This is a genomic window from Stenotrophomonas sp. WHRI 8082 (assembly GCF_040223995.2).
Lineage (GTDB): Bacteria > Pseudomonadota > Gammaproteobacteria > Xanthomonadales > Xanthomonadaceae > Stenotrophomonas.
This window is the reverse complement of record NZ_CP167826.1, coordinates 1682621-1707144: the sequence shown is the minus strand read 5'-3', so window position 1 is coordinate 1707144 and position 24524 is coordinate 1682621. Positions and strand designations below refer to the sequence as shown.

At 67.7% G+C, this 24524-nt stretch carries 20 protein-coding genes; 10 read left to right on the top strand and 10 right to left on the bottom strand.

Annotation, left to right across the window (positions count from 1 at the left end):
* Window positions 1-20: 20 nt before the first annotated feature.
* Both ABRP17_RS07525 and ABRP17_RS07520 read left to right on the top strand, forming a co-directional pair.
* Window positions 21-2735, top strand: coding sequence for a bifunctional acetate--CoA ligase family protein/GNAT family N-acetyltransferase (locus ABRP17_RS07525; protein ID WP_188325394.1), 2715 nt, complete (start codon window positions 21-23; stop codon window positions 2733-2735).
* Between the two features lie 25 nt (window positions 2736-2760).
* Entirely contained in the window at window positions 2761-3462 is a 702-nt protein-coding gene (locus ABRP17_RS07520; protein ID WP_349986597.1) for an alpha/beta hydrolase, read from the top strand.
* Window positions 3463-3555: 93 nt separating this feature from the next.
* Here the strand turns inward: ABRP17_RS07520 and dkgB are convergent, their stop codons facing one another.
* Window positions 3556-4359: a 2,5-didehydrogluconate reductase DkgB gene (gene dkgB / locus ABRP17_RS07515; protein WP_349986596.1), complete on the bottom strand. Its 804-nt coding sequence runs from the start codon at window positions 4357-4359 to the stop codon at window positions 3556-3558.
* Between the two features lie 89 nt (window positions 4360-4448).
* Window positions 4449-5663, bottom strand: coding sequence for an MFS transporter (locus ABRP17_RS07510; protein ID WP_349986595.1), 1215 nt, complete (start codon window positions 5661-5663; stop codon window positions 4449-4451).
* A 105-nt stretch (window positions 5664-5768) separates the two neighbouring features.
* Between ABRP17_RS07510 and ABRP17_RS07505 the strand changes: the two genes are divergently transcribed.
* A complete protein-coding gene (locus ABRP17_RS07505; RefSeq protein ID WP_192082368.1) occupies window positions 5769-6677 on the top strand; it encodes a LysR substrate-binding domain-containing protein in 909 nt (302 codons plus the stop codon).
* Between the two features lie 32 nt (window positions 6678-6709).
* Here the strand turns inward: ABRP17_RS07505 and ABRP17_RS07500 are convergent, their stop codons facing one another.
* Window positions 6710-8833 carry a methyl-accepting chemotaxis protein gene (locus ABRP17_RS07500; RefSeq protein ID WP_349986593.1) on the bottom strand — a complete coding sequence of 708 codons (2124 nt, stop codon included), beginning with the start codon at window positions 8831-8833 and terminating at the stop codon, window positions 6710-6712.
* Window positions 8834-9016: 183 nt separating this feature from the next.
* On the opposite strand from ABRP17_RS07500, the gene ABRP17_RS07495 reads away from it, so the two are divergent.
* The 3 genes from ABRP17_RS07495 to ABRP17_RS07485 all read left to right on the top strand — a co-directional run bounded on the left by ABRP17_RS07495 (window position 9017) and on the right by ABRP17_RS07485 (window position 13147).
* A complete protein-coding gene (locus tag ABRP17_RS07495; RefSeq protein WP_349986592.1) occupies window positions 9017-9469 on the top strand; it encodes an Rrf2 family transcriptional regulator in 453 nt (150 codons plus the stop codon).
* Entirely contained in the window at window positions 9459-10376 is a 918-nt protein-coding gene (locus tag ABRP17_RS07490) for an NAD(P)/FAD-dependent oxidoreductase (protein WP_349986591.1), read from the top strand. The genes ABRP17_RS07495 and ABRP17_RS07490 overlap by 11 nt, the downstream gene beginning before the upstream one ends.
* Before the next feature lie 77 nt (window positions 10377-10453).
* Window positions 10454-13147, top strand: coding sequence for a hypothetical protein (locus ABRP17_RS07485; protein WP_349986590.1), 2694 nt, complete (start codon window positions 10454-10456; stop codon window positions 13145-13147).
* 99 nt (window positions 13148-13246) lie between these two features.
* On the opposite strand, the gene ABRP17_RS07480 is transcribed toward ABRP17_RS07485, so the two are convergent.
* Window positions 13247-14203, bottom strand: coding sequence for an aldo/keto reductase (locus tag ABRP17_RS07480; protein WP_349986589.1), 957 nt, complete (start codon window positions 14201-14203; stop codon window positions 13247-13249).
* Window positions 14204-14372: 169 nt separating this feature from the next.
* Here ABRP17_RS07480 and ABRP17_RS07475 point away from each other — a divergent pair, with 169 nt between their 5' ends.
* Both ABRP17_RS07475 and ABRP17_RS07470 read left to right on the top strand, forming a co-directional pair.
* Window positions 14373-15236, top strand: a complete 864-nt coding sequence (locus ABRP17_RS07475; RefSeq protein ID WP_372486926.1) for a class I SAM-dependent methyltransferase — start codon at window positions 14373-14375, stop codon at window positions 15234-15236.
* Between the two features lie 186 nt (window positions 15237-15422).
* The gene (locus ABRP17_RS07470) at window positions 15423-15962 is read left to right on the top strand and encodes a pseudouridine synthase (protein ID WP_349986588.1); all 540 of its coding nucleotides are present in this window, start codon (window positions 15423-15425) and stop codon (window positions 15960-15962) included.
* Window positions 15963-16056: 94 nt separating this feature from the next.
* On the opposite strand, the gene ABRP17_RS07465 is transcribed toward ABRP17_RS07470, so the two are convergent.
* Together ABRP17_RS07465 and hrpB are read right to left on the bottom strand one after the other, a co-directional pair.
* Window positions 16057-16458 carry a hypothetical protein gene (locus ABRP17_RS07465; RefSeq protein ID WP_188325382.1) on the bottom strand — a complete coding sequence of 134 codons (402 nt, stop codon included), beginning with the start codon at window positions 16456-16458 and terminating at the stop codon, window positions 16057-16059.
* A 128-nt stretch (window positions 16459-16586) separates the two neighbouring features.
* Window positions 16587-19094, bottom strand: coding sequence for an ATP-dependent helicase HrpB (hrpB, locus tag ABRP17_RS07460; RefSeq protein ID WP_349986586.1), 2508 nt, complete (start codon window positions 19092-19094; stop codon window positions 16587-16589).
* A 67-nt stretch (window positions 19095-19161) separates the two neighbouring features.
* Here hrpB and ABRP17_RS07455 point away from each other — a divergent pair, with 67 nt between their 5' ends.
* Window positions 19162-19971, top strand: coding sequence for a TatD family hydrolase (locus tag ABRP17_RS07455; RefSeq protein ID WP_349986585.1), 810 nt, complete (start codon window positions 19162-19164; stop codon window positions 19969-19971).
* A 31-nt stretch (window positions 19972-20002) separates the two neighbouring features.
* Here ABRP17_RS07455 and ABRP17_RS07450 read toward each other — a convergent pair whose 3' ends face one another.
* Genes ABRP17_RS07450 through ABRP17_RS07435 form a run of 4 tightly spaced genes read right to left on the bottom strand, consistent with a single transcriptional unit; the run spans window position 20003 to window position 23627 of the window.
* The gene (locus tag ABRP17_RS07450) at window positions 20003-20896 is read right to left on the bottom strand and encodes an NAD-dependent epimerase/dehydratase family protein (RefSeq protein ID WP_349986584.1); all 894 of its coding nucleotides are present in this window, start codon (window positions 20894-20896) and stop codon (window positions 20003-20005) included.
* A gap of 5 nt (window positions 20897-20901) precedes the next feature.
* Window positions 20902-21840, bottom strand: coding sequence for a 2-dehydropantoate 2-reductase (gene panE, locus ABRP17_RS07445; RefSeq protein ID WP_349986583.1), 939 nt, complete (start codon window positions 21838-21840; stop codon window positions 20902-20904).
* Between the two features lie 42 nt (window positions 21841-21882).
* A complete protein-coding gene (locus tag ABRP17_RS07440) occupies window positions 21883-22683 on the bottom strand; it encodes an ABC transporter permease (RefSeq protein WP_188325377.1) in 801 nt (266 codons plus the stop codon).
* Window positions 22680-23627: an ABC transporter ATP-binding protein gene (locus ABRP17_RS07435; protein WP_188325376.1), complete on the bottom strand. Its 948-nt coding sequence runs from the start codon at window positions 23625-23627 to the stop codon at window positions 22680-22682. The genes ABRP17_RS07440 and ABRP17_RS07435 overlap by 4 nt, the downstream gene beginning before the upstream one ends.
* Window positions 23628-23730: 103 nt before the next feature.
* Between ABRP17_RS07435 and ABRP17_RS07430 the strand changes: the two genes are divergently transcribed.
* A complete protein-coding gene (locus ABRP17_RS07430) occupies window positions 23731-24480 on the top strand; it encodes a ferredoxin--NADP reductase (protein ID WP_349986581.1) in 750 nt (249 codons plus the stop codon).
* Window positions 24481-24524 lie beyond the last annotated feature (44 nt).

Here is a 24524-nt window from a genome sequence, read left to right as displayed (position 1 = left end):
TTTTTTGCTCTACTACGGCCATGAGCACCTACAACCTGCAGTCCGTGTTCCGCCCGCAGTCCGTTGCCGTTATCGGGGGCAGTCCGCGTGATCGTTCGGCGGGCCGTGCGGTGATGCGCAACCTGCGCGGGGCGGGCTTCGCCGGCAAGGTGGCGTGGGTCAATCCACGCCATGCGGAGATCGATGGCACGCGCACCGTCAAGCGCCTCAAAGACCTGGACTGGGTGCCGGAGCTGGTGGTGGTAACTGCGCCAGCCAGCATCGTGCCGCAAGTGATCGCCGATGCAGCGGCGCTGGGCGTTGCGGCGGCCATCATCCTTACCGCGCATCTGGGGGAGGGGCCCGGTTCGTTGGCGGCGCAGGTCGAAGCCAGCGCGCGCGCCAAGGGCCTGCGCATCCTCGGCCCGCACTGCCTGGGCGTGATCGCGCCCCATGCCCGGTTGAATGCCAGCATCGCCGCGCACGTGCCGCAGGCCGGCGACCTTGCCTTGATCTCTGAATCCAGTGCCATCGCCGCTGCTCTGGTGGAGTGGGGCGTGGCGCGCTCGGTCGGGTTCTCCGCCGTGGTGTCGCTGGGTGACACGATGGACGTCGACTTCGGCGACCTGCTGGATTATTTCGCCACCGACTACCGCACGCGCGCGATCCTGCTGTATGTCGAACAGATCAAGGACGCGCGCAAGTTCATGTCTGCTGCGCGTGCAGCCGCGCGCTCCAAGCCGGTGATGGTGGTGAAGTCGGGGCGTGCCGAACGGATCATGCCGGGCAATGACACCCACGTGCAGGCGCTGGCACGTGCCGATGATGTGTATGGCGCGGCGTTCAACCGTGCGGGCCTGCTGCGGGTGAGCGCGCTGGACGAGCTGTTCACCGCGGCAGAGACCCTGGGCCGGTTGGGTGCGTTCCCCGGCCGCCGGTTGGCCATCCTGAGCAACGGGGGCGGTGTGGGCAGGCTCGCGGTAGATCAATTGTCGGCACTGCGCGGCACGCTGGCCGGCCTGTCCGACAGCACCGTCAAGCAGCTCGATGCGGTGCTGCCGCGCGGGTGGTCACGCTCCAACCCGGTGGACATCGTGGTCGACGCCGATGGCGATCGGTATGCCGCCGCCATCGAAGCGCTGCTGGCCGACAACGAAAACGACGCCCTGCTGGTGGTCAACGTGCCCACGGCCTTCACCTCATCGGCCGACGCCGCGCAGGCACTCACCCGCACACTGGGCCTGCGGCCACGGCATCAGCGGGACAAGCCGGTATTCGCCGTCTGGCTGGGCAACGACGAGCGCGCCACGGCCACGTTGAACGCCGCGCGCGTACCGACTTATCCCACCGAAGCCGAGGCCGTGCGCGGCTTCCAGCACCTGGTGCGCTATCGCGATGCGCAGAGTGCGCTGATGGAGACCCCGCCCAGCCTGCCGCAGGATTTCGTCGTCGATGCCGGCGCGGCGCGCGCGATCGTCGAGGCGGCACTGGCTGCCGGCCAGCGCTGGCTTGACCCCTTGGCGACGCATGCGCTGCTGAAGGCCTATGGCATTCCCTCCGCACCCGTGCTGCATGCCCGCGATGCCCACGAGGCGATGGACCTGGCCCAGCCCTTGCTGGAGCAGGGTGCCAGCGTGGCCTTGAAGATCCTGTCGCCCGATATTCCGCACAAGTCCGAGGTGGACGGTGTACGCCTGAATCTGTCCACCCTCGCGGCGGTGCAGGCAGCAGCGATCAGCATCCTGTCTCGCGCGCGCGAACTGCGTCCCGATGCGCGCATCGACGGCCTGCTGGTGCAGCCCACCATCGTGCGCCCGAAAGCGCGCGAACTGATTGCCGGCATCGCCGACGATGCGACGTTCGGGCCGGTGATCGTGTTCGGCCGCGGCGGTACCGCCGTCGAAGTGATCAATGACAAGGCCCTGGCGCTACCGCCGCTGGATCTACGGCTGGCCCACGAGCTGATCGGCCGCACGCGTGTGTCGCGCATCCTCAAGCCGTACAGTGATTTCCCGGCGGCCGACGAGCGCGCCGTGGCGCTGGTACTGGTCAAGCTTGCGCAGCTCGCCGCGGACATCCCCGAGATCCGCACCCTGGATATCAATCCCCTGCTGGCCGATCGCGAAGGCATCCTTGCACTGGATGCCCGCGTGGCCGTCGCGCCATCGCGCATCCTGCACAAGGGACGCGGCCACCCGCGGTTCGCGGTGTTCCCGTATCCCAAGGAATGGGAGCGCGAACTGGTGCTGTCTGATGGCAGCACCGCCTTCGTGCGGCCCGTCCGTCCGGAGGACGATGCGCTGTTCCGTGCGTTCTTCGCCCGGGTCAGTGACGAAGATCTGCGATTGCGTTTTTTCCAGTCGGTGAAGCACTTCAGCCATGAGTTCATCGCGCGCCTGACCCAGCTTGATTACGCACGCTCCATTGCGCTGGTCGCCCTTGATCCGCGATCAGGCGAGATGCTCGGCGCGGTCCGCCTGCATGCCGACGCCGATTACCACAGCGGCGAGTACGGCATCCTGATCCGGTCGGACCTGAAGGGCCACGGCATCGGCTGGCGTCTGATGACGATCATGATCGAGTACGCGAAGTGGCTGGGCCTGGACACCGTGGAAGGCCAGGTGCTGCGCGAGAACAGCACGATGATCGCGATGTGCCAGAGCCTGGGCTTCACTACCCGGCTGGACCCGGACGACTCCACGGTGATGATGGTCAGCCTGCCGGTGCAACAGGTGGCGTCTACGTTGTTGGCGTGATGCGCGGACCGGCGATAATGCACGAATGACCGAACGCATCCCGCTGCTGCTGCTCCCCGGCCTGCTCAATGATGCAGAGCTGTGGCGCGACCAATTGACCGCACTCGAAGATATCGCGGCGTGCACCGTCGGCGATCTGACCCGGGGCGATACGATGCAGGCGGTGACCGACGCCGTACTGGCGCAGGCGCCACCGCGTTTTGCACTGGCCGGATTCTCGATGGGCGGTTTTGTCGCCCAACAGATTGTTCGCACGGCACCCGAGCGTGTTCTCCGGCTGGCCCTGATCGGCACCTCGATTCGTGCTGATTCGCCCGAACGCGCTGCGCAGCGCGCCACCCAGGTGGCCAGCGTGCGTCTTCCGGGCCGGTTCAATGGGTTCGGTGACACGCTGATGCGCAGTTACATCGATGCCTCGCGGCTGGATGACGAGGGGCTGGTACAGCGCGTGCGGGCAATGACGGCCCGGCTGGGCGCCGGGGTGTTCCTGCAGCAGAGCGCGCTGCAGCGGGTGGACGGGCACGATGTGCTGTCCGGCTATCAGGACCCGTTGTTGATCGTCTGTGGGGCGAATGACCGCATCACCCCCGTCTCGATCAGCGAGGAAATGCAGGCGCTGGTGCCGCATTCCACGCTGGTCGTCGTGCCTGGCAGCGGGCATCTGGTGCCGATGGAGAAACCGGCCGAGGTCAGCGCGGCGCTGCGCGCGTGGTTGCTGCGGGACTGACGCAGAAACGCCGAGCAGGGCTCGGCGCTACCGAAGAGGCGCAGGAAGTCCGACGAACCGGGTCGGGTCCGTCTCACGCCCGAACCGGCTCGATCAGTCCCACGCCGGGGCGATGCCCTCGGGATTGGCGAGTCGATGACCGCGGTCCAGTTTGGCGATCTGCGCCAGGTCCTCGTCGGTCAGCCGCAGGCGGGCCGCTTCCAGGTTGCTGGCCAGGTTCGCGCGCTTGGTCGAAGAGGGGATGACCGCGAAGCCCTGCTGCAGTGCCCAGGCCAGCGCGACCTGGGCAGCCGTCGCCTGATGGCGCCCTGCGATGGCCTGGATCACCGGATCCTTGATCACCTCACCGTAGGCCAGGCTCATGTACGCCGTGATGTGGATGCCCTGTTCCTGCAGGAACGGCACCAGCAGGCGGTTCTGCAGGTAAGGATGGATTTCCACCTGATTGGTCGTGATCTGGTCCGCACCGAGGATGCCGATGGCGCGGCGGGTCTGGGCGATGGTGAAGTTGGAGATGCCGATGGCGCGCGTCAACCCGCGTGCCTTCGCGTCAGCGAGGGCGGGCAGGTAGGTCTCCATCGGCACCGCGTCGTCCGGTGACGGCCAGTGGATCAGGGTCAGGTCGACCCGATCGGTGCGCAGCTTCTGCACGCTGGCCTCCAGGCTGGCGATCAGCGCATCGGGCTGGAACTCGCTGATCCAGATCTTGGTGGTCAGGTACACGTCATCGCGCGACACATCGGATTCGGCGAGCGCCTGACCGACCTCGGCTTCATTGCCGTAGATCTGCGCGGTATCGATGGCGCGGTAGCCGACGTCGAGTGCGTTGCGCACCGAATCGATCACCGCTTGGCCTTTCAGGCGGAACGTGCCGAGGCCGAGAGCAGGAAGGGTCATGGGGGAGGACTCCAGCAGGGGATGGAAAGAGGGTAGGGCAGGGGGTGTGTGCATGCGGGCAACGCTGCGTCGTGGCAGCGGGATGGTGCTCAATGCGCGGCCACGGGGATCCCGTTGGCCTGCTCATCGATGCCATCACGTCGATCCAGGCGGCCGCTCAGCGCCGTCAACCCGAGCGCGCCCAGGACCACCACGGCCCCCAACCAGGGCGTGTGCATCAAGCCGACGTGTTCCACCACCAGGCCGCCCAGCGAGGCGCCGAGGGCGATACCGATGTTGAAGGCGGCGATGTTCAGGCCGGACGCCACATCCGTTGCCTGCGGTGCGTAACGCTGCGCCTGCTTGACCACGTAGACCTGCAGGCCGGGCACGTTGCCGAACGCCACCGCACCCAGTGCCAGCACGGTCAGCAGGACCAGCCAGGTGTTGTACGCGGTGAACGTCAGCACCAGCAGCACCAGCGCAAGCAGCGCGAAGATGCGCTTCAGCGCGGGAATCGGGCCCAGCCGGTCGGCCAGTCGGCCGCCCCACACATTGCCGAATGCCACCGAGATGCCATACACCAGCAGCACGCCGCTCACGGCATTGGCCGAGAAGCCGGTGACATCCTGCAGGATCGGGGCGAGATAGGTGAAGGAAAGGAACGTGCCGCCGTAGCCCAGCGCGGTCATGGCGTACACCAGCAGCAGGCGCGGCTGTGCGAGCACCCCCAGTTGTTGCCGGAACGTCGCCGGCGCGCTCTGCGCCAGGTTGCGTGGGACGAACAACAGGCTGCCCAGCAGGGCCACGACACCCAGCGCGGAGACCGCAAGGAACGTCGCACGCCATCCCATGTGCTGGCCGATGAAGGTGCCCAGCGGCACGCCGGTCACCAGGGCGACAGTCAGGCCGGTGAACATGATCGCGATCGCGCTGGCGGCCTTCTCCTTCGGCACGACCGAGGTGGCGATGATCGAGCCGATGGAGAAGAACACGCCATGCGCCAGGCCCGTGAGGATGCGCGCGACGATCAGTGAGCTGTAACCGGGGGCCAGGAAGGCGACCAGGTTGCCAAGGGTGAACACCACCATCAGGGCGACCAGGAGGGTTTTGCGCGGTACGCGGCCGGTGAGCGCGGTAAGCACCGGGGCACCGATCGCCACCCCCAATGCGTAGAGGGACACCAGCAGCCCTGCCGAGGGCAGGCTGACCTGCAGGTCGGCGGCGATGGTGGGCAGCAGCCCGACAATGACGAACTCCGTGGTGCCGATGGCAAAGGCGCCGAGAGTCAAAGCCAGAAGGGCGAGGGGAATGCCACGGGTCATGACAGGGTCCAGCGGGGAGGAAGGAGCGCAGTCTGCGCCGCGTACCTTTGCGCCGGAAGCCATCTTCACGCCAATCACTCTTGCGCCATGGTCAATAATGGCCCCATGAAGACGACCCTTGATGAGATGCAGGCGCTGCTGGCGGTCATCGACTGCGGCACCCTCAGTGCGGCAGCGGAGCAGCTTGGCCAGACCACGTCAGGGGTAAGCCGCGCACTGGCGCGTCTGGAACAAAAGCTCGGCACCACCCTGCTGACCCGCACGACGCGGCGGCTGCACCTGACCGCCGAAGGCGAGGCGTTCGTACGCCAGGCGCGGCACATCGTGGAGGCGGTGGAGACGGCCGAAGAGCAGATGGCGCTGCGTCGCCAGCGTCCGGCCGGCCGCCTGCGCGTGGACGCGGCGATGCCCTTCGTGCTGCATGTCATCGCCCCCTTGGTGGCCCGTTATCGCGATCAATTCCCCGACGTCGCCCTGGAGGTCAACAGCTCGGAGCGCTACATCGATCTGTTGGAACGACGAACCGACCTGGCCATCCGCATCGGCCCACTGGCCGACTCGACCCTGCATGCGCGCCTGCTGGGCCGGTGCAGGTTGCAGCTGGTGGCGGGCCCGGGATATCTGCAGCGGCACGGCATGCCGGACAGCCTATCGGCCCTGCAGGGGCATACCCTGCTGGGATTCAACGAGCCTGAATCGCTCAACCGTTGGCCAGTGCCCGGTGATGATGAGGGGCAGCTGCGGATCCGCCCGGACATCGCCGCGTCGAGCGGCGAAACGTTGCGCCGGCTGGCGGTGGAAGGTGCCGGCATCACCTGCCTGTCCGATTTCCTGACCCACAGCGACCGCGCTGCCGGCAGCCTGGTACCGGTGTTGTCGGCGCAGACCCTTGATGTCTTCCAGCCCATCCACGCGGTGTACTACCGCAACACGGCGGTGTCAGCGCGCGTACGCTCGTTCCTGGACGTACTGGCCGCGGAAATGCAACGGGCGCCGTTCGTGCCCGTTGCCTGACCCCTCCGCACGACCAGCAGACGCGATGGCTGTTACGCGGTGGCCATCGGACGACGCGCCGCATCCAGCGTGAACACGCCGACCGCGTCCGTCAGCCGCGCTGCCTGCTGTTCCATGCTGCGGGCGGCGGCCGAGGCCTCTTCCACCAGTGCGGCATTCTGCTGGGTCGCACCGTCCATCTGCACGATGGTCTGGTTGACCTGTTCGATGCCGGCACTCTGTTCCTGTGACGCCGCGGAGATGTCGGCCATGATGTCGGTGACCCGCTGCACCGATGCGACGATGTCGCCCATCGTGGCACCGGCCTGACGCACCAGTGCGGACCCCTCGGCCACGGTGTCCACCGAGGTCGCGATCAGGTCTTTGATCTCCTTCGCGGCGGCAGCGGAGCGTTGTGCCAGCGTGCGTACTTCGCTGGCCACCACCGCGAAGCCACGACCCTGGTCACCGGCGCGCGCGGCTTCCACGGCTGCGTTCAACGCCAGGATGTTGGTCTGGAACGCGATGCCGTCGATCACCGTGATGATATCGGCGATGCGTCGCGAAGAGGCTTCGATGCCGCTCATCGTGGCCACTACCTGGCCAACGACATCGCCGCCCTCCGAGGCGACCGTCGCGGCGCGGTGTGCCAGCTCGTTCGCGGTGCGCGCATGGTCAGCGTTCTGGCGAACGGTGGACGTCAGTTCCTCCATCGAGGCGGCGGTTTCTTCCAGATTGGCCGCCTGCTGTTCGGTGCGCTGCGATAGATCGTTGTTGCCCGTGGCGATCTCGGCGGCCGCATCCTGCACGCTGTTCGCCACCTGCTTGATGTCGGCGACGATCGTGGCCAGCTGCGCCGCCGTCGTGTTGGCATCGCCGGCGATGCGCGCGAACACGCCGTGGAATTCGCCATGCATCCGCGCACGCAGGTCACCATCGGCGATGGCGCGCAGCATGGTCGACACCTGGCCCAGGTTGCCATCGGTCACCTGCATCAACTGGTTGAGGCCAGCGACCATGTCGGCGAAGTCATGATCGAAGCGTGCCACGTCGCCCCGCTGGCTGAAGTCGCCCGACGCAGCAGCACCGGCAAGCTGCTTGATCTGCGCATTGATCGCGCCCAGATTCACCTTCGCCCGATCCAGCGTATCGGTGATCACCTGCTTTTCGCCGGGCAGTCGGTCCATGTCTTCGGACAGGTCACCCACCGCGTAGCGGCTGACGATGTCGATCACCCGCATCTTCACCTGGATATGGGCCGCAACCAGTGCGTTGCAATCGGCGACCATGCGCCCATACGCGCCGGGGAAGGCGTCGGCCTGCATGCGGTAGCTGATCTGCCCGGCGTCGTGGGTACGGGCCATTTCCGCCTGCGCGGCCAGCACGCCACGCAGCGTGCTCTGCACGTCCTGCATCGCCTTGGCCAGTCGACCGATTTCATCATTGCCCTGCACCTGCACCCGGTAATCAAGGTCGCCGGCCGCCACTGCACGTGCGGCCGCTTCCACCGCCGCCACCGGACGCACAACGGCGCGGCGCAGCCACCAAGCCAAGGCAAGCAGCAGCAACAGCGCGGCGACGACGGTCACGACGGCGCTGGTCACCAGAAGTTCGCGCGCATCCGTAGCGCGCTGGGCGATGGCCGCATCGGCGACCTTCGCGGTATGTGCGGCAAGCGTATCCAACGCCTGGGCCAAGGGCCGGTCGCGCCCGCGCACCGGCGCATCGCCGGCAGCCGGGTCGTAACCGGATGCAATGTAGGCCTGGAGTGCGCTCTGGTAATCGCGCTCCAGCGTGTCCTGATCGGCCATGAAGGCGGCCACCTGTTCGCGGGTCGTCGCATCGTCAGCACGGCCAACGGTGGCCGCCAGATCGCGCACCTTGCGGCCTTCTTCGACCAGTGCAGCCGTATGCTTCTCGCGCAGCGCATCGTCGCTGCCGCGCAGCAGCACGTTCTTCCATTCCTGCACCTGCAGGCGGAACTCGCGCTGCAGCTTCTCCGCATCGCGGTTCACCGCATAAGAGGCAGGCATTGCGGTGCCCAGGTCAAACCAGGCCGACGCCAGGCCGGCCAGGGCACTGGCGACCAGGAGCAACAGGCCCAGCGCCGTGGCACCGACCAGCTTGAACTGGATGCCACGCGCAGGGAGGGAGGAAGCCGGGCTGGCGGTGCGCATGAGCTGTCTGATCCGGGAAGGGAATTCCGGTATCGGTCAAACAACGCCGCGCTTAAGTGCCAATCCCGTCACGGTTCGTGTTGCATTCAATGAGATGAAAGCTTCGTGATAGCGCTTGAGTCTGCGTCTATGGAACGAATCAAGACCATAGACATCAGCATTAAATGTAACTATGTTAGTTACATGAAAGCCGCCAACCCATTGTCCGACGCCCTACACGTCATGGCCCATCTGGTGGGCCAGACCCTGCCGATGACCTCCACGCAGCTGGCCACGTGCCTTCCCACCCATCCGGTGGTGATCCGGCGGCTGCTTTCGCAGATGCAGCAGGCAGGCCTGGTGCACAGCGCACGCGGCCACGGCGGCGGCAGCATGCTGGCCCGACCGCCCGCAACGATCTCGCTGCATGACATCTACCTTGCCGTCGGCGCGCCCTCGCTGGTGCAGGGCCAGGTGCAGCACGAGGGCATCGGCTGCCCGATCCGCCAGCTCGTCGATCAGGCGCTGCACGAAGGCGCCGTGCAGGCACAACGCCTGCTGGAAGCCCGCCTGCGCTCGACCACGCTTGACACGCTGGGGGCGGAATTCGCTCGCCACCTGCAGCACCACCACCACGGAGCGCACCATGCAGACTGAAGTCATCATCGTTGGCGGTAGCTTCGCCGGCCTGTCCGCCGCGCTCATGCTCGCCCGTGCCCGCCGCGATGTGCTGGTGATCGATGCCGGCAAGCCGCGCAACCGCTTTGCCAGCCATTCGCATGGCGTGCTGGGGATGGATGGCATCGCCGGCAGCGACCTGCTGAAGACCGCGCGCCAGCAATTGCTCGATTACCCCAGCGTGCGCTGGCTCAGCGGTGAAGCGGTGGAGGCTGCCGTCGGCGCCGACGGCGTGCAGGTAGGCTTGGCAGACGGCACCCTCGCCACCGCGCGCAAGCTGCTGCTTGCGACGGGCATCAGTGACCAGCTGCCCGACATCCCGGGCCTGGCCGAGCGCTGGGGCAGCACCGTGCTGCACTGCCCCTACTGCCATGGCTACGAAGTAGGCGGCGGGGCGATCGGCGTACTGGGTGGCGTGGAGGGTGCTGCCGCAAAGGCGGCGTTGCTGGCCGACTGGGGCACGATCACGTTCTTCAGCCAGGGCCTGCCGATCACCGACGACGAGGCGGCCAGCCTGCAGCAGCGCGGCGTTCAGATCGAAACCACCCCGGTGGTCGCCGTGCAGGGCGAGCAACTGAAATGGCTCGAACTGGTCCTGGCCGACGGCCGACACAGCGCGCAGCGGGCACTGTTCGCCCCTGCACTGCAGGCCATGGCAACGCCGCTGGTCGAGCAACTGGGCTGCCGGTTGATCGACAGCCCGCTGGGCGTACTGATCGACGTCGATGCGCAGAAGCAGACCAATGTCCCGGGCGTCTATGCCGCCGGGGACGCTAGCGTGATCGGCAACATCACCCTGGCCAGCGCCGAGGGCGTGCGTGCCGGCGTCGGCATCCATCATGCCCTGGTGGCCGAAGACAGCCGGCCCCGCCACACCGCCGGCTGACGCGCGCGATTCCTGGTGGTCCGCTGCCGCGTCAGCGAGCACCATCATCGTCAGTTGATGACGGCAGGGCTCCCCCCATGCGTTCCGAAGCACCGCTGGCGCAGGCCCGCTGCGCTTCGCAGATGACCTTCAGCGTCTCTCGCGCGTTGCACGACGGGCTGGGCGCTCTTGCGGGACGTGCGGTCTACGGCGTCGGCAACCTGCCGCTGCCGGTGCTGCCCGTCGCGCTGCAGAACGAAGTGCGCGCGGTGTTGCACGGCGCAGGCAGCGAACTGATCCACTGGGGAACCGTGCTCGGTTTCTCCCGTGCCGTGCAGCAGGCTGACCGGCTGATTCCCGGTGTCAGTCTCCCCTACCAGGCGTATCAGCTGTTCTCGGCGCTCTCTGCGGCCGGCAAGGGACAGATCGTGAGCGCGCTGCAGCAGCTGCCGTTCTCCGCGCTGGCGCCTGCGCAGGTGCTCCAGGTGCTGGCGGCGAGCCTGCACCAGATCACGGGAGGACGCCTACCGGCGCACGGCGACATCGCACCGATCGTGCTGGGCCTGGCCGCCTGTGCGCTGCTGTGCGCCAGCCAACGCCCCGCCATGTCGCCGCCGCAGACGGCCCCCGGACGCGCGCTGGTGGCGAGCATCGGTTGGCTGCGTGTGCTCGCAGGCCTGCACGCTGCACTGCCGCCTGCCACCGCGTCTGGCCGCACACGGGCCGCGGGCAGGCCGGTCGCGTTCGTCCCTGCACACCGCAACGCTACTGGCCTGCTGCGCGTCGGATCGACGGGCTGGCCTGCCCTGCCGTCGCTGGCAGGGGGGCAGGCCGCACCGACATGGACCGAAGCAAGTGCCTGGCCGCTGCAGGGCGTCGAGGCCGGCGTAGCGAAGGTCAAGGTGAAAGTACCGGTAAAGCCACCGCGACCGGCGTCGCAGACGGGTAGCGGCCGAACCGGTGCTGCTGCGCCTCCGGGCCGCAGCCGGACTAACCACCACCGTCGGTGGCATGCGCGGCCGGATGGCCGCTTGGGCAGCGACGGCCGCGGCGCGGTCGATCCTCAGGCCCCGCCGTGGCGCCCGCAGGGCCTCGCCGGCCAACAGCCCCCGCATGCAAAGGAAAGCACGGCAGTGGCCAAGCAGGCGATCGCCCATGGCACGAAATCAGGCCATCCCGCCATGAGCCGCAACGCGCGCCTCACCCCTGCGCCGCCGCCCGCCGGCCTGCGGGCCATCCTGCCGACCAACGCCAGCATGCCGCTGGCACCACCCGATACCGCGGCGCCACCCGCTTGGCAGGACACCACGCCGGCCATCGAGCCATCAGCCGAGCCCCTTTCCTGCCTGCGCTTCCACGACACCGGCGAGGCGCGCCTGCAGGTTGGCAAGATGCGCTTCCTGCCGCTGCAGCCGGCTTTCTGCGTGCCGCCTGGCATGCGCGCAGACTTCCTGGATGCGTTCGCCGCCGCGCCCTCGCCACGCGACGCGGCGGCAACCTGGATCAAGACCCATGCGGTGCCAGAGGACCTCACCGCCGCGCAGCGCCGCGCCGGGGCCAGCAAGTACTTCGGCCTGGGCCAGATCGAGCGCGCCGAGCCCCGCGACGCCACCGCGCTCGGTGACGATGCGCTGTACGCGCTGATGACGGTATCGGTGCTCAACGATGATCAGCTTCGCCGGCGGCTGGTCCCATCTGCGCAGGTGCTTGCCCGCAACAGTTTCCGCCTGCTGCAGCACCGCGCGCCGTCCGGCCTGCAGAAAACGTTCCTCGTGTTCTTCATCAACGCCGCCGCGTCGCCGTGTCGGGGCGCGCGGGCTGGTTTCCTTGAGGTGACCGCGGCGGCCGATGGCGAGTACGCCGTGCACGATGAAGTCGCAGGGTTCGGCCTGTCGGGCAGCTCGCTCGATGCGCTCGTGGAAGGTGCGCAGAAGATGTCCGGTTGCCGGTTCGAGGCGACGCCCTTGCCAGCCGATGGATCCAGCATGAGTGAAGAGGCCGACCTGGCCCTGCCCGCGCGCCACCTCTTCGTTCGCGAACAGTCCACATGGTGCGGCGATGCGCGCTACATGCCACAGATGCTGAACGACGATCTGCCCTTCTTCATCGCCAAGCGCGTGCACGTGCCGGGGCAGGCCGAGCCGACCATCCTTTACCGGAACAGCTTTTCATTGGGCACTGACATCCTGGTGCACATGGACGAGCACGGCCAGGTGGGCGCGCTACCGCTGCTGCTCTCAACGTCGGTGCCGGGAAGGGTGATGCTGCGGTCGCCGGAGAGTGCCGTCACCCGTCGGTTGCTGGGCCTGCACGACCTGCACGACGGTGATCAGTACCCGCTTCTGGACCTGATCGATCGGTTTGAACGCGGCGGCATGAGCTGGATTCCCGGCGCCATGGCCACCCCCTGCCGACAGCAGGACGACGTCGAGGTGAGCGGGCCAGCCATCGCCTGCGCTCTGATGCCCGCCACTACCGACAGGCCGGAATCACCCCCTACGCTGCCGCCCCGATCCCGTTTTGTATGGGAGGACGAAGAAGTCCGCTACGTGGATCACGATGGAACACCCGGCACGCTTTACTTCCTGCGCAGCGGCACCAGCGCGCGCAATCTGGTGCTCGCGCCAGAGAACGATGGGGCCACGCTTGACTTCGCGCGACGCAATGACCTGCGGCCCCACACGCGATACGCCGAAGATGAAGTGCTCTGGCTGCTGAAAGGCGAAGGCTTCGAGCGCATCCGTGCGGAGACCTCAGCGGACGCCGATGACCAATCGCAGGAGACGGCCTGATGGTCATGATCGAGATCGCCGCCATTCAACCCCGCGAGGAGGAACCAGCATGAGCCACGCACCGGTTCGCCTGCGGTGCGATGGCCTGCAGCGGGCGTTTCAGCCCTGCGCGCTGGCCTGATCCAGCTCGGCGACATCCTGTGCGGACAAGGCAACGCGGGCCGCCGCCAGCACGTCGTGCAGCTGCTCCACGCTGGTCGCGCTGACGATCGGGGCGGTGATCGAGGGACGTGCGATCAGCCACGCCAGTGCCACCTGGGATGCCGTCGCGGCATGCCGACTGGCGATGTCATCCAGCGCAGTCAGGATGCGTTGGCCGCGCGGATTGAGATATTTTTCAACCACGCTCTTGCCACGCGCGGGGCTCTTGGCGGCATCCTCGGCGCGGCGGTACTTGCCACTGAGGAAACCACTGGCCAGCGAGTAATAGCTGATCACCCCGATCTGTTCGCGCTCCACCAGCGCTTCCAGTTCCGATTCGTAGCCGACCCGGTCGTACAGGTTGTACTCCGGCTGCAGGCTTTCATAACGGGGCAGGTGGTAGTTCGCCGAGACCTCCAGGGCGTCCGCAAGGCGCGATGCACTGTAGTTGGAGGCACCGATCGCATGCACCTTGCCCTGCTCGATCAACCGGGCGAACGCACCCAGCGTGGACTCCAGCGGTGTGGACTCGTCATCCTCGTGCGCCTGGTACAGATCGATGTGATCGGTCTGCAGGCGGCGCAGGGAGTCCTCCACCGCGGCGTTGATGTTGTCAGGGGACAGACCGGGACGCTCGGACCACTTCGCCACCTTGGTGGCCAGCACGACCTTGTCGCGCTTGCCGCTGCGGGTGAACCACCTGCCGATCAGTGTCTCCGACTCACCGCCCTGGTTGCCGGGCACCCACGCAGAATAGGCATCGGCGGTATCGACCAGATTGAACCCTGCATCGACGAACGCATCCAGCAGGGCGAAGGTCTGCTTCTCATCCGCACTCCATCCGAATACATTGCCGCCGAACGCGATGGGATGCACCTGCAGGCCGGAGCGGCCGAGTTCGCGGGTTGCTGTCATGCGAAGGTCTCCTGGATAACCGAGCATCCAGCATAGATCGTGTCGCATGACCGCGCTGCGGCAGTGACCACAAAACTGTGTTGCGCACGCGTGCGCTGCGATAACGCTATGTGAACACCCTGCGCGCCTCGGCTGCTAGTCTGCGCCCACCATCCGCGGGAGCCGATCCATGAAAACCCTGTTGAACGCATCTGCCTGTTGCCTTGCCCTGGCCATGGTGCTTGCCGCACCGGCGCACGCCCTGTCGCCTGTTGCCAACCCCGGCGCAGCGAATATGCAGGCATCCCCGGTGATCGAGGCGGCGGTGAAGTCCGCTACGCGCGATCCGGCCAACATCACCCGCGACGCCTACCGCCATCCGGCGCAGACGCTGTCGTTCTTCAAGGTGACGCCGACCAGCACCGTCATCGAAATCACCCCGGGCAACGGCTGGTACAGCGAGATCCTGGCACCGCTGGTGCGCCAGCAGGGCCAGTACGTGGCCGCCGTCGTGGATCCGATGTCCGTACCGGAAGGACGTGGACGTGACTACCAGCAGCGCAGCCGCGAGGGCCTGCAGAAAAAGTTCGGCGCCGCGCCGGCGCAGTTCGACAAATCGGCCGAGGTCGCCTACAACCCGGCCGCCCCGGTGTTCGGCAAGCCGGGTTCGGCCGACGTGGTGCTGACCTTCCGCAACGTGCACAACTGGCGCAAGTCCGGCCAGGCGCCGGGCATGTTCAAGGGCTTCTACGAGGTACTGAAGCCGGGTGGCGTGCTGGGCGTGGTGGAGCACCGTGCGAAGGCCGACGTCGGCGATGACGATGACACCGGCTACGTGGGACAGCAGCAGGTGATCGCCATGGCCAAGGCCGCAGGGTTCACGCTGGACGCGAGCAGCGAGATCAACGCCAACCCGCGCGACACCAAGGATCATCCCAACGGCGTGTGGACCCTGCCACCGTCCAACAACCATGACGCCGCCGACGCCGCGAAGTACAAGGCAATCGGTGAGAGCGACCGCATGACGCTGCGCTTCATCAAGCCGCGTAGCTGATCCAGGATGACGCGATGTGGCGGGTGCCTTGCACGGGCACCCGCCGCACTCCGCCGGCAGGCCCTGTGACGGATGGGACGGCATGCGTCAGACTTGACGTACTTTCCTCCTGCCACGCCTGCCCGGTGGATGTGCTGTCCGTCCGGGCACGCATCGCAATGCCGGCCAGGACCGAGCCCTGCACTGATGGCCCTGATCCTTTTCAACAAACCTTTCAACGTGCTCTGCCAGTTCACTGACCGCAGCGTACCGCCGCGCCCGACCCTCGCCGGGTTCGGCCTGCCGCCGAAGGTATATGCCGCCGGTCGCTTGGACCATGACAGTGAAGGCCTGCTGCTGCTGACCGACGATGGTGGCCTGGCGCATCGGTTGACCGACCCACGGCACAAGGCCGATAAGACCTACTGGGTGCAGGTGGAAGGGGAGCCGACCGACGACCAGCTCGAGCAGTTGCGGCGTGGCGTGGTGCTCAATGATGGCCCGTCGCTGCCTGCCAGTGCCGTATCCATACCTACCCCCGCCCTGTGGCCGCGCGATCCGCCGGTACGTTTCCGCAAGAGCGTGCCCGACGCGTGGCTGGCCGTGACCCTGCGCGAAGGGCGCAACCGTCAGGTTCGTCGGATGACCGCAGCGGTCGGTCTGCCGACCCTGCGGCTGGTGCGGGCGGCCATTGGGCCGTATCGGCTGGATGACCTGCAGCCTGGCCAATGGCGGCAGGTGGACTGACGCGCAAACGACGAAGGGCGCGGTCTGCACCACGCCCTTCGTTACTGCGATGTTGCGGACAACGGGAGGCGGATCATCGATCCACCCCGTCGGCTCAGGCATCGCTGCCGATATCGCTGTGCTCGTCCACCACCGTGTTGGCACGACGGTCACGGGCGGCCACGCGCTTGGCCTGGCTGTTGACGACATGACCGCCTTCCAGCTTCTTCTTCTGCTGCTTGCGGTACAGCGCATAGCCCAGCAGGCCCACGCCCACCGCTGCTGCCGCGATCGTCACCGCCGGGTTACGGCGCACGGCCTTGGTCGCGATCCGGCCACCGGTCTTTACGGCACCCAGCGCGGCGCCGGTCTTCAGCCAATCTGCAGCGGTCGGCCCGAAATGACGCAGGCTGCCGCCCAGGTTGCCGCCTGCGTGCTTGATGCCGTCGCCGGCGCTGTGGGCCAGGTCAAGGGCGCGTTCCAGTGCACGGTCGGTGATTACGGTCAGTCTGCTCATGTAGGGTCCTTTGCCTCGGGTCGGACTCCAGTGTCGCGCGGTCGCTGTAAACGGCATGTCAGGCAAGCGGGCCGATGGCGTGACTCCATGGCCGCCATTCAGGAATCCCGCACCTCCTGATGACCAGGCTACGTCCCGCGGGGTTTGGCGCGGTGCGTTGCCGTGGCCGTCCACGGGTCCTCCGGCCAAGGATGGCGCGGATACCGCCCCTTCATCTCCTTTTTCACCTCCGCATAGGTGTTCGCCCAGAAGTTGCGCAGATCCTGGGTGACCTGCAGCGGACGTCCGCCCGGCGACAGCAGATGCAGGGTAAGGGCGACACGGTTGTCGGCCATCCGTGGCGTATCTGCCAGGCCGAACAGCTCCTGCAGCTTCACCGCGAGCACCGGGGGCACGGGCTCGCCGGTCTCGCTGTCCAGGGCGTAGCTGATCGCGCGCTCCTGCCCGGACGGCACACGGATGCGGGTCGGTGCATGGCGCTCCACCAGCTCGCGCTGCGACCAGTCCATCGGTGTTTTCAGTGCCTCGCCAAAGCTGGCCTCATCCAGAGCATCCAGCCGGGTCTTACCGCGAAAGGCAGGCTGCAGCCACGTGGCGCGACTGGCCAGCAGCGCGGCATCGCCGACATCCGGCAAGCCGAGTTCGGGCATCCAGCGGCGCAGCCCCTGCACGCGCGCCTGCCATTGGCGCAGGCCGTCGGTCCACGGCAGGGCCTGCAGCCCGAGTTCGGCCACTGCCTCGGTCAGCGCGGCGGCGGCATGGGCGGGATCGACGCGCCCCGCCGACCGGCTGTCGAAGACGATGCGGTCGAAACGGCTTTCCCGCAGCGCGACCAGCGCGCGTCGATCGGCGTCCCAGCGCACGATGTCCTCGGTGACGAAGCCCGCCGGAAATGCGCGGCGCAGGTACTGCTCATCCACCGGTGCAGCGCGCAGCAGCAACGCATCACCGCGTGCCTCGAAGCGCAGCTCGCTGGCCACCAGCCACGGCTCGCCGCGCAGGTCGCTGAGTTCGTGCAGGCGCGCGCTGCGGCCGTTGGCAAGCAGGTAACGCAGCGGGTCGTTGGGATGTCGGTACGCGATGCGGTCGGGGAAGGCGTGGGCCAGCAGGTCGCCCAGTCGATGCGCTTCGATGCTGGTGGGCGGCACGGCATTGCAGCGCAGGCGTCGGCGCCATTGCTTCGCGGCCGCATCGATGGCGGCCAGCCCACTGCGGTTCGCATCGTGGGGCGCGCGGCCGGAGCGGAATGCGGCCAAGGCACGCCAGCGCGCGGCCAGCCCGTCACCGCCCTGGCGCAGCGGATCGCGCGCCTCCAGCAGCGCGGCGACGTCGGCAGCCAGCGCCTGCTCGCCTGCCGTATCGGCCGCCAGCAGCATCGAGGCCAATCGCGGGTGTGTGCCCAATGCCAGGATGCGACGGCCCTGCGCCGTGATCGCGTTGCCGGACGACAACGCCCCCAGACGCTGCAGCAGCTCCCGCGCGGCGGCCAACGGTCCGGCCGGCGGCGCGTCGACGAAGCGCAGGTCGCTGCTGCCCCACGCCGCCAGCTCCAGCGCCAGGCCGGCCAGTTCCACCTGTTCGATCTCCGCCCTGCGCTGGGGCTCCAGCCGCTGCGACTGCGGCCACAGCCGCCATGCCCACCCGCTGGCGACGCGACCGGCGCGACCGGCGCGCTGGTCGGCCGAGGCCTGCGCGATGTGCACCACGTCCAGACGGGTGAAGCCGCTGTTGGGATCGTACTGCGGCTCGCGTGCGAGGCCACTATCGATCACCACGCGCACCCCGGGCAGGGTGACCGATGATTCGGCCACGTTGGTGGCCAGCACCACGCGTCGTCGGCCATCGGTGGCGGGCTGCAGGACGCGCCCTTGTTGTTCCACCGGCAGCTCACCGTGCAGCGGCAGCACCTCGGTGCCGTTGTCCACGCTGTCCTGCAGACCCACCAGTACGCGCTGGATTTCGCGCTGTCCGGGCAGGAACACCAGCACATCGCCGGGATGGCTGGCCAACGCCTGCTGCACCGCGCGGCGGACCTGCAGTTCCAGCAGCTCGTCGCGGCGTGCCGGGAAATGGCTGACCTCCACCGGAAAGCTGCGCCCCTCGCTGGACAGACGCGGCGCGTCGAGGAAGTGGGCAAGCCGTTCGCCATCCAGCGTTGCCGACATCACCACCAGGCGCAGGTCGTCGCGCAGCTGTGCCTGCACATCCAGCGCCAGCGCCAGGCCCAGGTCACCACTGAGATGCCGCTCATGGAATTCGTCGAACAGGATCGCGCCGACGCCCTCCAGCATCGGGTCGTCCTGCAGCATCCGGGTCAGGATGCCTTCGGTCACCACCTCGATGCGCGTCCGCGCCGACACCTTGTTGTCGAAGCGGATGCGGTAGCCCACCGTGTCACCGACGTCCTCGCCGCGCTGGCGCGCCATGAACTGCGCGGCACTGCGCGCCGCGACGCGGCGCGGCTCCAGCAGGATGATCTTCCTGCCCTGCAGCCAGGGGGCATCAAGCAGCGCCAGCGGTACCTGGGTGGTCTTGCCGGCCCCCGGGGGGGCCTCCAGCACCAGCCGGGGGTGCGCCGCCAACGCATCCAGCACCTGCGGCAACAGCGACGAAATCGGGAAGTGCGGGGTACTCATCCTGCAAGGATAAGGGCGCACGGGCCCACGGGTACAATGGCGCGGCGTTTTCCCCACAGCGATGACCATGCAACTGATCGATATCGGCGCCAACCTGACCCATGACTCCTTCGACCGTGACCGCGATGCCGTGCTGGCGCGTGCCCGCGAGGCGGGCGTGGCACAGATGGTCATCACCGGTGCCAGCCGCGAGCACTCGCCGCTGGCCCTGCAGCTGGCCCGCCAGCATCCCGGTTTCCTGTACGCCACGGCCGGCGTGCATCCCCACCATGCGGTGGAATACACCGACGAATGCGATGCCGAGATGCGCGCGCTGCACGCGCACGCCGAGGTCGTGGCCGTGGGCGAGTGCGGGCTGGATTACTTCCGCGATTTCGCCCCGCGCCCGGCGCAGCACCGCGCCTTCGAGCGGCAGCTGCAGCTGGCCTCGGAGGTCAGCGCTGCGGACGGCGGACGCAAGCCGCTGTTCCTGCATCAGCGTGATGCGCACGACGATTTCATGGCGCAGATGAAGAACTTCGAGGGCCGCATCGGCGCGGCGGTAGTGCATTGCTTCACCGGCGAACGGCAGGAAATGTTCGACTACCTGGACCAGGACTGGTACATCGGCATCACCGGCTGGCTGTGCGACGAGCGCCGTGGCGCGCACCTGCGCGATCTGGTCAAGCACATCCCGGCCAATCGCTTGATGATTGAAACCGACGCGCCCTACCTTCTGCCGCGGTCACTGAAGCCGATGCCGAAGGACCGTCGCAACGAGCCGATGTACCTGGCCCACATCGTCGAAGAACTTGCGCGGGATCGCGGTGAAGCGGTGGAGGTCGTCGCAGCGAATGCCACGGCGGCCGCGCGGGCGTTCTTCCGCTTGCCGGGGTGATGGCGGAGGTTCCGCCGAGCGTGGCGGGGCGTTACTGACGCCCGTCGCCGTGCACCCACGCGTCCTGCAGCCCTTCCCGGTAGCTGGGGAAACGGGGTTGCCACTGCAGCAGGGCCCGTGTTTCGCGGCTGTCGATGCGCTTGTTGCTTTCGTAGAAGCGCCGCAGCGTCGGGCTGACCGAGGCATCGTCCCACGCCTGCGCCGGCGGCATGGGCCGCCCGCTCAGGCGTGCGGCGTAGGCCAGCACGTCCTGGGGTGGGGAAGGTTCATCGTCTGCAGGCAGGTACAACGTATGCCCGCTTGGCTGCCGCAACGCTGCGATGATGACGGCGGCCAGATCTTCGATGTGCAGGCGGTTGAACACCAGCCCCGGTCGCAGCACCTGCCGTGCTCGGCCTTCGGCCAGCTGCACCAGTGCATTGCGGCCGCGCCCATACAACGCAGGCAGGCGGAATACCGCTGAATCGAGCGTGCGCGCCGTGGCCAACGCCTGCCACTGCGCTTCAGCACGCAGTCGATGCAGCGCTGCGCCGCTGCGACCATCGGCCTCGGACCGCGCGTCGACCCAGCCGCCATCGCGGTTGGCATACACGCCCGTCGATGACAGATAACCGACCCAGCGCAGGGCCGAACTGGCCTGCAGGGCATCGTGGAGCACCCGCAGCGCCGGGTCGCCGTCGGCATCGGGCGGCACGCTGCTCAGCACAGCGTCGGCCTGATCCACGGCGGCCAGCAGCGGCGCGTCCGGATCACGGCCAGCGACCAGCGCATGGCGGGTCAGCCCGTCCAGCGGCGCGGCGGCAGGATCGCGCACTGTGCCGCTGACCTGTACCCCAAGCGACTGCAGCCGGGTGGCCAGCAACCGCCCGCTGTAGCCCATGCCCAGGATCAGCACCTGGCGGGGCAGGGCGCGCACGTCGTGCATCGCCGTCAGCCTGCGCGCTCGGCCTGATAGGCCTGCAGCTGCGCGTACGCCTCTGCCAGCAGGGGGGCGGGCTGGCCGAAAGCCCGAGCACGCGCCACCATGTCGCCCACGATGTGATCGGCTTCCACCTGCTGTCCGGCTTCCAGGTCGCGCAGCATCGACGCCTTCAGGGCGGAGCCCGGCTGGGTCAACGCGCCGAGTGCAGTCTCCTGCGCGGCGGCGGGGATCGGCTCACCCGACGCCTCGGCGACCGCCACGCACTCGGCGTACAGGCCACGCAGAAACGCATCGCCGCCGTCGCCGGCCACGATCGTGCCGATGTCGGCGCGTCGCAGGCAGGTGGCCGCCGCCAACGCGGTCAGGAAGGTGTACTTGATCCACTGCTCCTGGGCGATATCCTCGCTCGCGACATGGTCCACGTCGGCCTGCACACAGGCCGCCGCCAGCGCCAGCACGCGCGCACTGAGTCCAACGTCGTCGCGCTCGCCGAAGGTCAGCCTCGCGGCCTTGGCCAGGTGCCGTATGGCGCCGTCTTCATCCTTGGTGGCGCTGATGAAGCACAGGCCGCCCAGCACCGCATCGCGGCCGAAGCGTGCATCCAACGCGGCGTAATGGCGCAGGCCGTTGAGGATCGGCAGCACGCTGGCGCGCGTGCCGACCGCCGGCGCGATGGCCTCGATCGCACTGTCCAGGTCATAGGCCTTGCAGCTCAGCACCACCAGGTCGAAGGGGCGCTCGGCGACCAGCGCCGGCAGGATCTCGGCGGTGACGTGCTGTACCGCGAACGCGGCATCGCCCAGCGGGCTGCGGATCACCAGCCCGTCGCGCTGCAGCTGGGCTGCACGCGCCGGGCGCACCAGGAAGGTGACGTCGACGCCGGCCTGGGCCAGGCGTCCGCCGAAATAGCCGCCCGTACCACCGGCGCCAAGGATCAGGATGCGCATCTGCAGGTCACTCCAAGTTCGGGAAACATGACGGTCAGTGTGTCAGCTCCGCAGGCCGACGCCCCGGCGCAGAAGCCACAGGGCCACGAAGGTCAGCGCGACCACGAAGCCGATCATCAGCGCATAGGCCACCCACAGCGGTACATCGCTGGTGCCCAGCAGGCCATAACGGAACGCGTTGACCATGTAGAAGATCGGGTTGGCATGCGTGGCGGCCTCGGCCCAGCCCGGCAGCAGCTTCACCGAATAGAACACGCCACCCAGGTAGGTCAGCGGGGTCAGGATGAAGGTCGGCACGATGGCCACGTCATCGAACTTCTTCGCGTACACGGCATTGATGAAGCCGGCCAGCGAGAAGATCGTCGCGCCCAACAGCACCGTGGTCAGCGTCACCAACGGGTGCGGGATACGCACGGGGGTGAAGAACATGGCGATGATCAGCACGATCACGCCCACCATCAGCCCGCGCAGCACTGCGCCGGCCACGTAGCCCCACAGGATCACCCAGTTGGGCATTGGGCTGACCAGCAGCTCTTCCACGTGGCGGCCGAATTTGGCGCCGAAGAACGACGAGCTGATGTTGCCGTAGCTGTTCTGGATCACGCTCATCATCACCAGGCCCGGCACGATGAACTGCATGTAGCTGTAGCCGCCCATCTCCCCGACGCGCGAGCCGATCAGGCCGCCGAAGATCAAGAAGTACAGGGTCATGGTGATCGCCGGCGGCACCAGGGTCTGGCCCCAGATGCGCAGGATGCGCGCCACTTCGCGGCGGACCACGGTGGCCAGCGCGATGCGGTTGCGTTGCCCGTCGGTCAGTACGGGGGTCGGGGTGGTGCTCATGCCACGTTCTCCTGGTTGCCGGTGAGCCGTACGAACAGCTCCTCCAGGCGGTTGCTCTTGGTGCGCATGGACCGCACGCGGATACCCGACGCATTGAGTGCGGCGAACACGCGGTTGAGGTCCATCGCCCGTGGCATGTCGATGTCCAGCGTGTGGCCGTCGGTGGCGGTCAGGGTCGCGCCCTCGATCTGCGGCAACTCCGCCGGCAGCACGCCGTCGATGTCGAACAGGAAGCCTTCCACGTCCAGCTTGGCCAGCAGCTCACGCATCGGGCCCTGGGTGACGATCTGGCCGTGGTTGATGATGGCCAGGTTGCGGCACAGGTGCTCGGCTTCTTCCAGATAGTGGGTGGTGAGGATGATGGTGGTACCGGCGACGTTGATCTCCTGCAGCACCCGCCACATGTCGCGGCGGATCTCGATGTCCACGCCGGCGGTCGGCTCGTCCAGGATCAGCAGGCGCGGGCGGGTCATCATCGCGCGGGCGATCATCAGCCTGCGCTTCATGCCGCCGGACAGGGTGCGGCTCATCACCTGTGCCTTGCCCCACAGATGGGCGCGCTTGAGCTCTTCTTCGGCGCGCTTTTCCGCTTCGGCCCGGTCCACGCCGTAGAAGCCGGCGTAGTTCACCAGGATGTCGAACGGCTTTTCGAACAGGTTGAAGTTGATCTCCTGCGGGACCAGGCCGATCAGCCGCATCGAGGCACTGCGCTCACGCACCAGGTCGGTGCCGAACACCTCCACCTGGCCATCGCTGAGGTTCACCAGCGAGCTGACGATGCCGATCAGGGTCGACTTGCCGGCGCCGTTCGGGCCCAACAGGGCGAAGAAGTCGCCCGGGGCCACTTCCAGGGAAACGCCCTTCAGCGCCACGGTGCCGTTGTCGTAGGTCTTGCGCAGGTCGCGCACGCGCAGGGCGGGCGCGTTGTCGTTCAGGGAAGCCAAGCTCGAAGCCTTTGCGCCGGCAGGTGGCGCATGGAGGGGTTCAGGGGGGGCTATTATAGATCCCCCCACGGGCTCGCCCCGGCTACACACTGTTCCCATCGCCGTGCCTGTCCAATTTCCCATCAAGCTGGTCGACCGCCGCATGCTGGCGCCCACCGTCGGCCATTATCAGTTCCTCCGCGATGACGGCCAGCCGCTGGATTTCCAGCCCGGCCAGTTCATCCAGGTCCACTTCCAGTACGCCGATGGCACCGAGACCAAGCGCAGCTACTCGCTGGCGACGATCCACGATCATGCCCTCGGGCCGGGCGAGGCAGTGGATATCGCGGTGAGTTTCGTGCCCGGCGGGGCCGCCACGGCCCTGTTCGAGGGCCTGGATATCGGCGGCCAGCTCAGCGCCAGCGGCCCATACGGCCGGTTCTGCCTGCAGCCGGGTGACCATAACGGCCGCTACCTGCTGATCGCCACCGGCACCGGCGTCACCCCGTACCGCTCCATGCTGCCCCTGCTGGCAACGGCGATGGCCGAGCGCGGGGTGAAGGTCGTGCTGCTGCAGGGTGCGCGGACGCCGGCCGAGCTGTTGTACAGCGAGGACTTCGACGCCTTCGCGGCGGCGCACCCGAACTTCCGCTATGTGCCGTGCCTGTCGCGCGAGTTGCCGGCTGCGCCGGGGCCGGACGTGCGCCATGGCTATGTGCAGCAGCAGCTGGCGGACGTCGCGCCGGATGCGGCCACGGACATCGCCTACCTGTGCGGCAACCCGGACATGGTGGACACCTGTGTCGAAGCGCTGAAGGCAGCCGGCCTGGGCAACCCGCAGATCCGCCGCGAGAAGTACGTTTCCAGCAAGTAGGTCGGCGAACGGGTGAGACCCCCTCGCGGAGGGCTGCTGCAAGG

Coding starts and splice junctions, on each gene's coding strand:
- ABRP17_RS07465 (WP_188325382.1), bottom strand. CDS start 16,458: ATGAGCAGACTGACCGTAATCACCGACCGTGCACTGGAACGCGCCCTT.
- ABRP17_RS07455 (WP_349986585.1), top strand. CDS start 19,162: ATGCAACTGATCGATATCGGCGCCAACCTGACCCATGACTCCTTCGAC.
- ABRP17_RS07500 (WP_349986593.1), bottom strand. CDS start 8,833: ATGCGCACCGCCAGCCCGGCTTCCTCCCTCCCTGCGCGTGGCATCCAG.
- ABRP17_RS07470 (WP_349986588.1), top strand. CDS start 15,423: ATGGCCCTGATCCTTTTCAACAAACCTTTCAACGTGCTCTGCCAGTTC.
- hrpB (WP_349986586.1), bottom strand. CDS start 19,094: ATGAGTACCCCGCACTTCCCGATTTCGTCGCTGTTGCCGCAGGTGCTG.
- panE (WP_349986583.1), bottom strand. CDS start 21,840: ATGCGCATCCTGATCCTTGGCGCCGGTGGTACGGGCGGCTATTTCGGC.
- dkgB (WP_349986596.1), bottom strand. CDS start 4,359: ATGACCCTTCCTGCTCTCGGCCTCGGCACGTTCCGCCTGAAAGGCCAA.
- ABRP17_RS07505 (WP_192082368.1), top strand. CDS start 5,769: ATGAAGACGACCCTTGATGAGATGCAGGCGCTGCTGGCGGTCATCGAC.
- ABRP17_RS07520 (WP_349986597.1), top strand. CDS start 2,761: ATGACCGAACGCATCCCGCTGCTGCTGCTCCCCGGCCTGCTCAATGAT.
- ABRP17_RS07450 (WP_349986584.1), bottom strand. CDS start 20,896: ATGCACGACGTGCGCGCCCTGCCCCGCCAGGTGCTGATCCTGGGCATG.
- ABRP17_RS07480 (WP_349986589.1), bottom strand. CDS start 14,203: ATGACAGCAACCCGCGAACTCGGCCGCTCCGGCCTGCAGGTGCATCCC.
- ABRP17_RS07440 (WP_188325377.1), bottom strand. CDS start 22,683: ATGAGCACCACCCCGACCCCCGTACTGACCGACGGGCAACGCAACCGC.
- ABRP17_RS07510 (WP_349986595.1), bottom strand. CDS start 5,663: ATGACCCGTGGCATTCCCCTCGCCCTTCTGGCTTTGACTCTCGGCGCC.
- ABRP17_RS07495 (WP_349986592.1), top strand. CDS start 9,017: ATGAAAGCCGCCAACCCATTGTCCGACGCCCTACACGTCATGGCCCAT.
- ABRP17_RS07475 (WP_372486926.1), top strand. CDS start 14,373: ATGAAAACCCTGTTGAACGCATCTGCCTGTTGCCTTGCCCTGGCCATG.
- ABRP17_RS07490 (WP_349986591.1), top strand. CDS start 9,459: ATGCAGACTGAAGTCATCATCGTTGGCGGTAGCTTCGCCGGCCTGTCC.
- ABRP17_RS07525 (WP_188325394.1), top strand. CDS start 21: ATGAGCACCTACAACCTGCAGTCCGTGTTCCGCCCGCAGTCCGTTGCC.
- ABRP17_RS07485 (WP_349986590.1), top strand. CDS start 10,454: ATGCGTTCCGAAGCACCGCTGGCGCAGGCCCGCTGCGCTTCGCAGATG.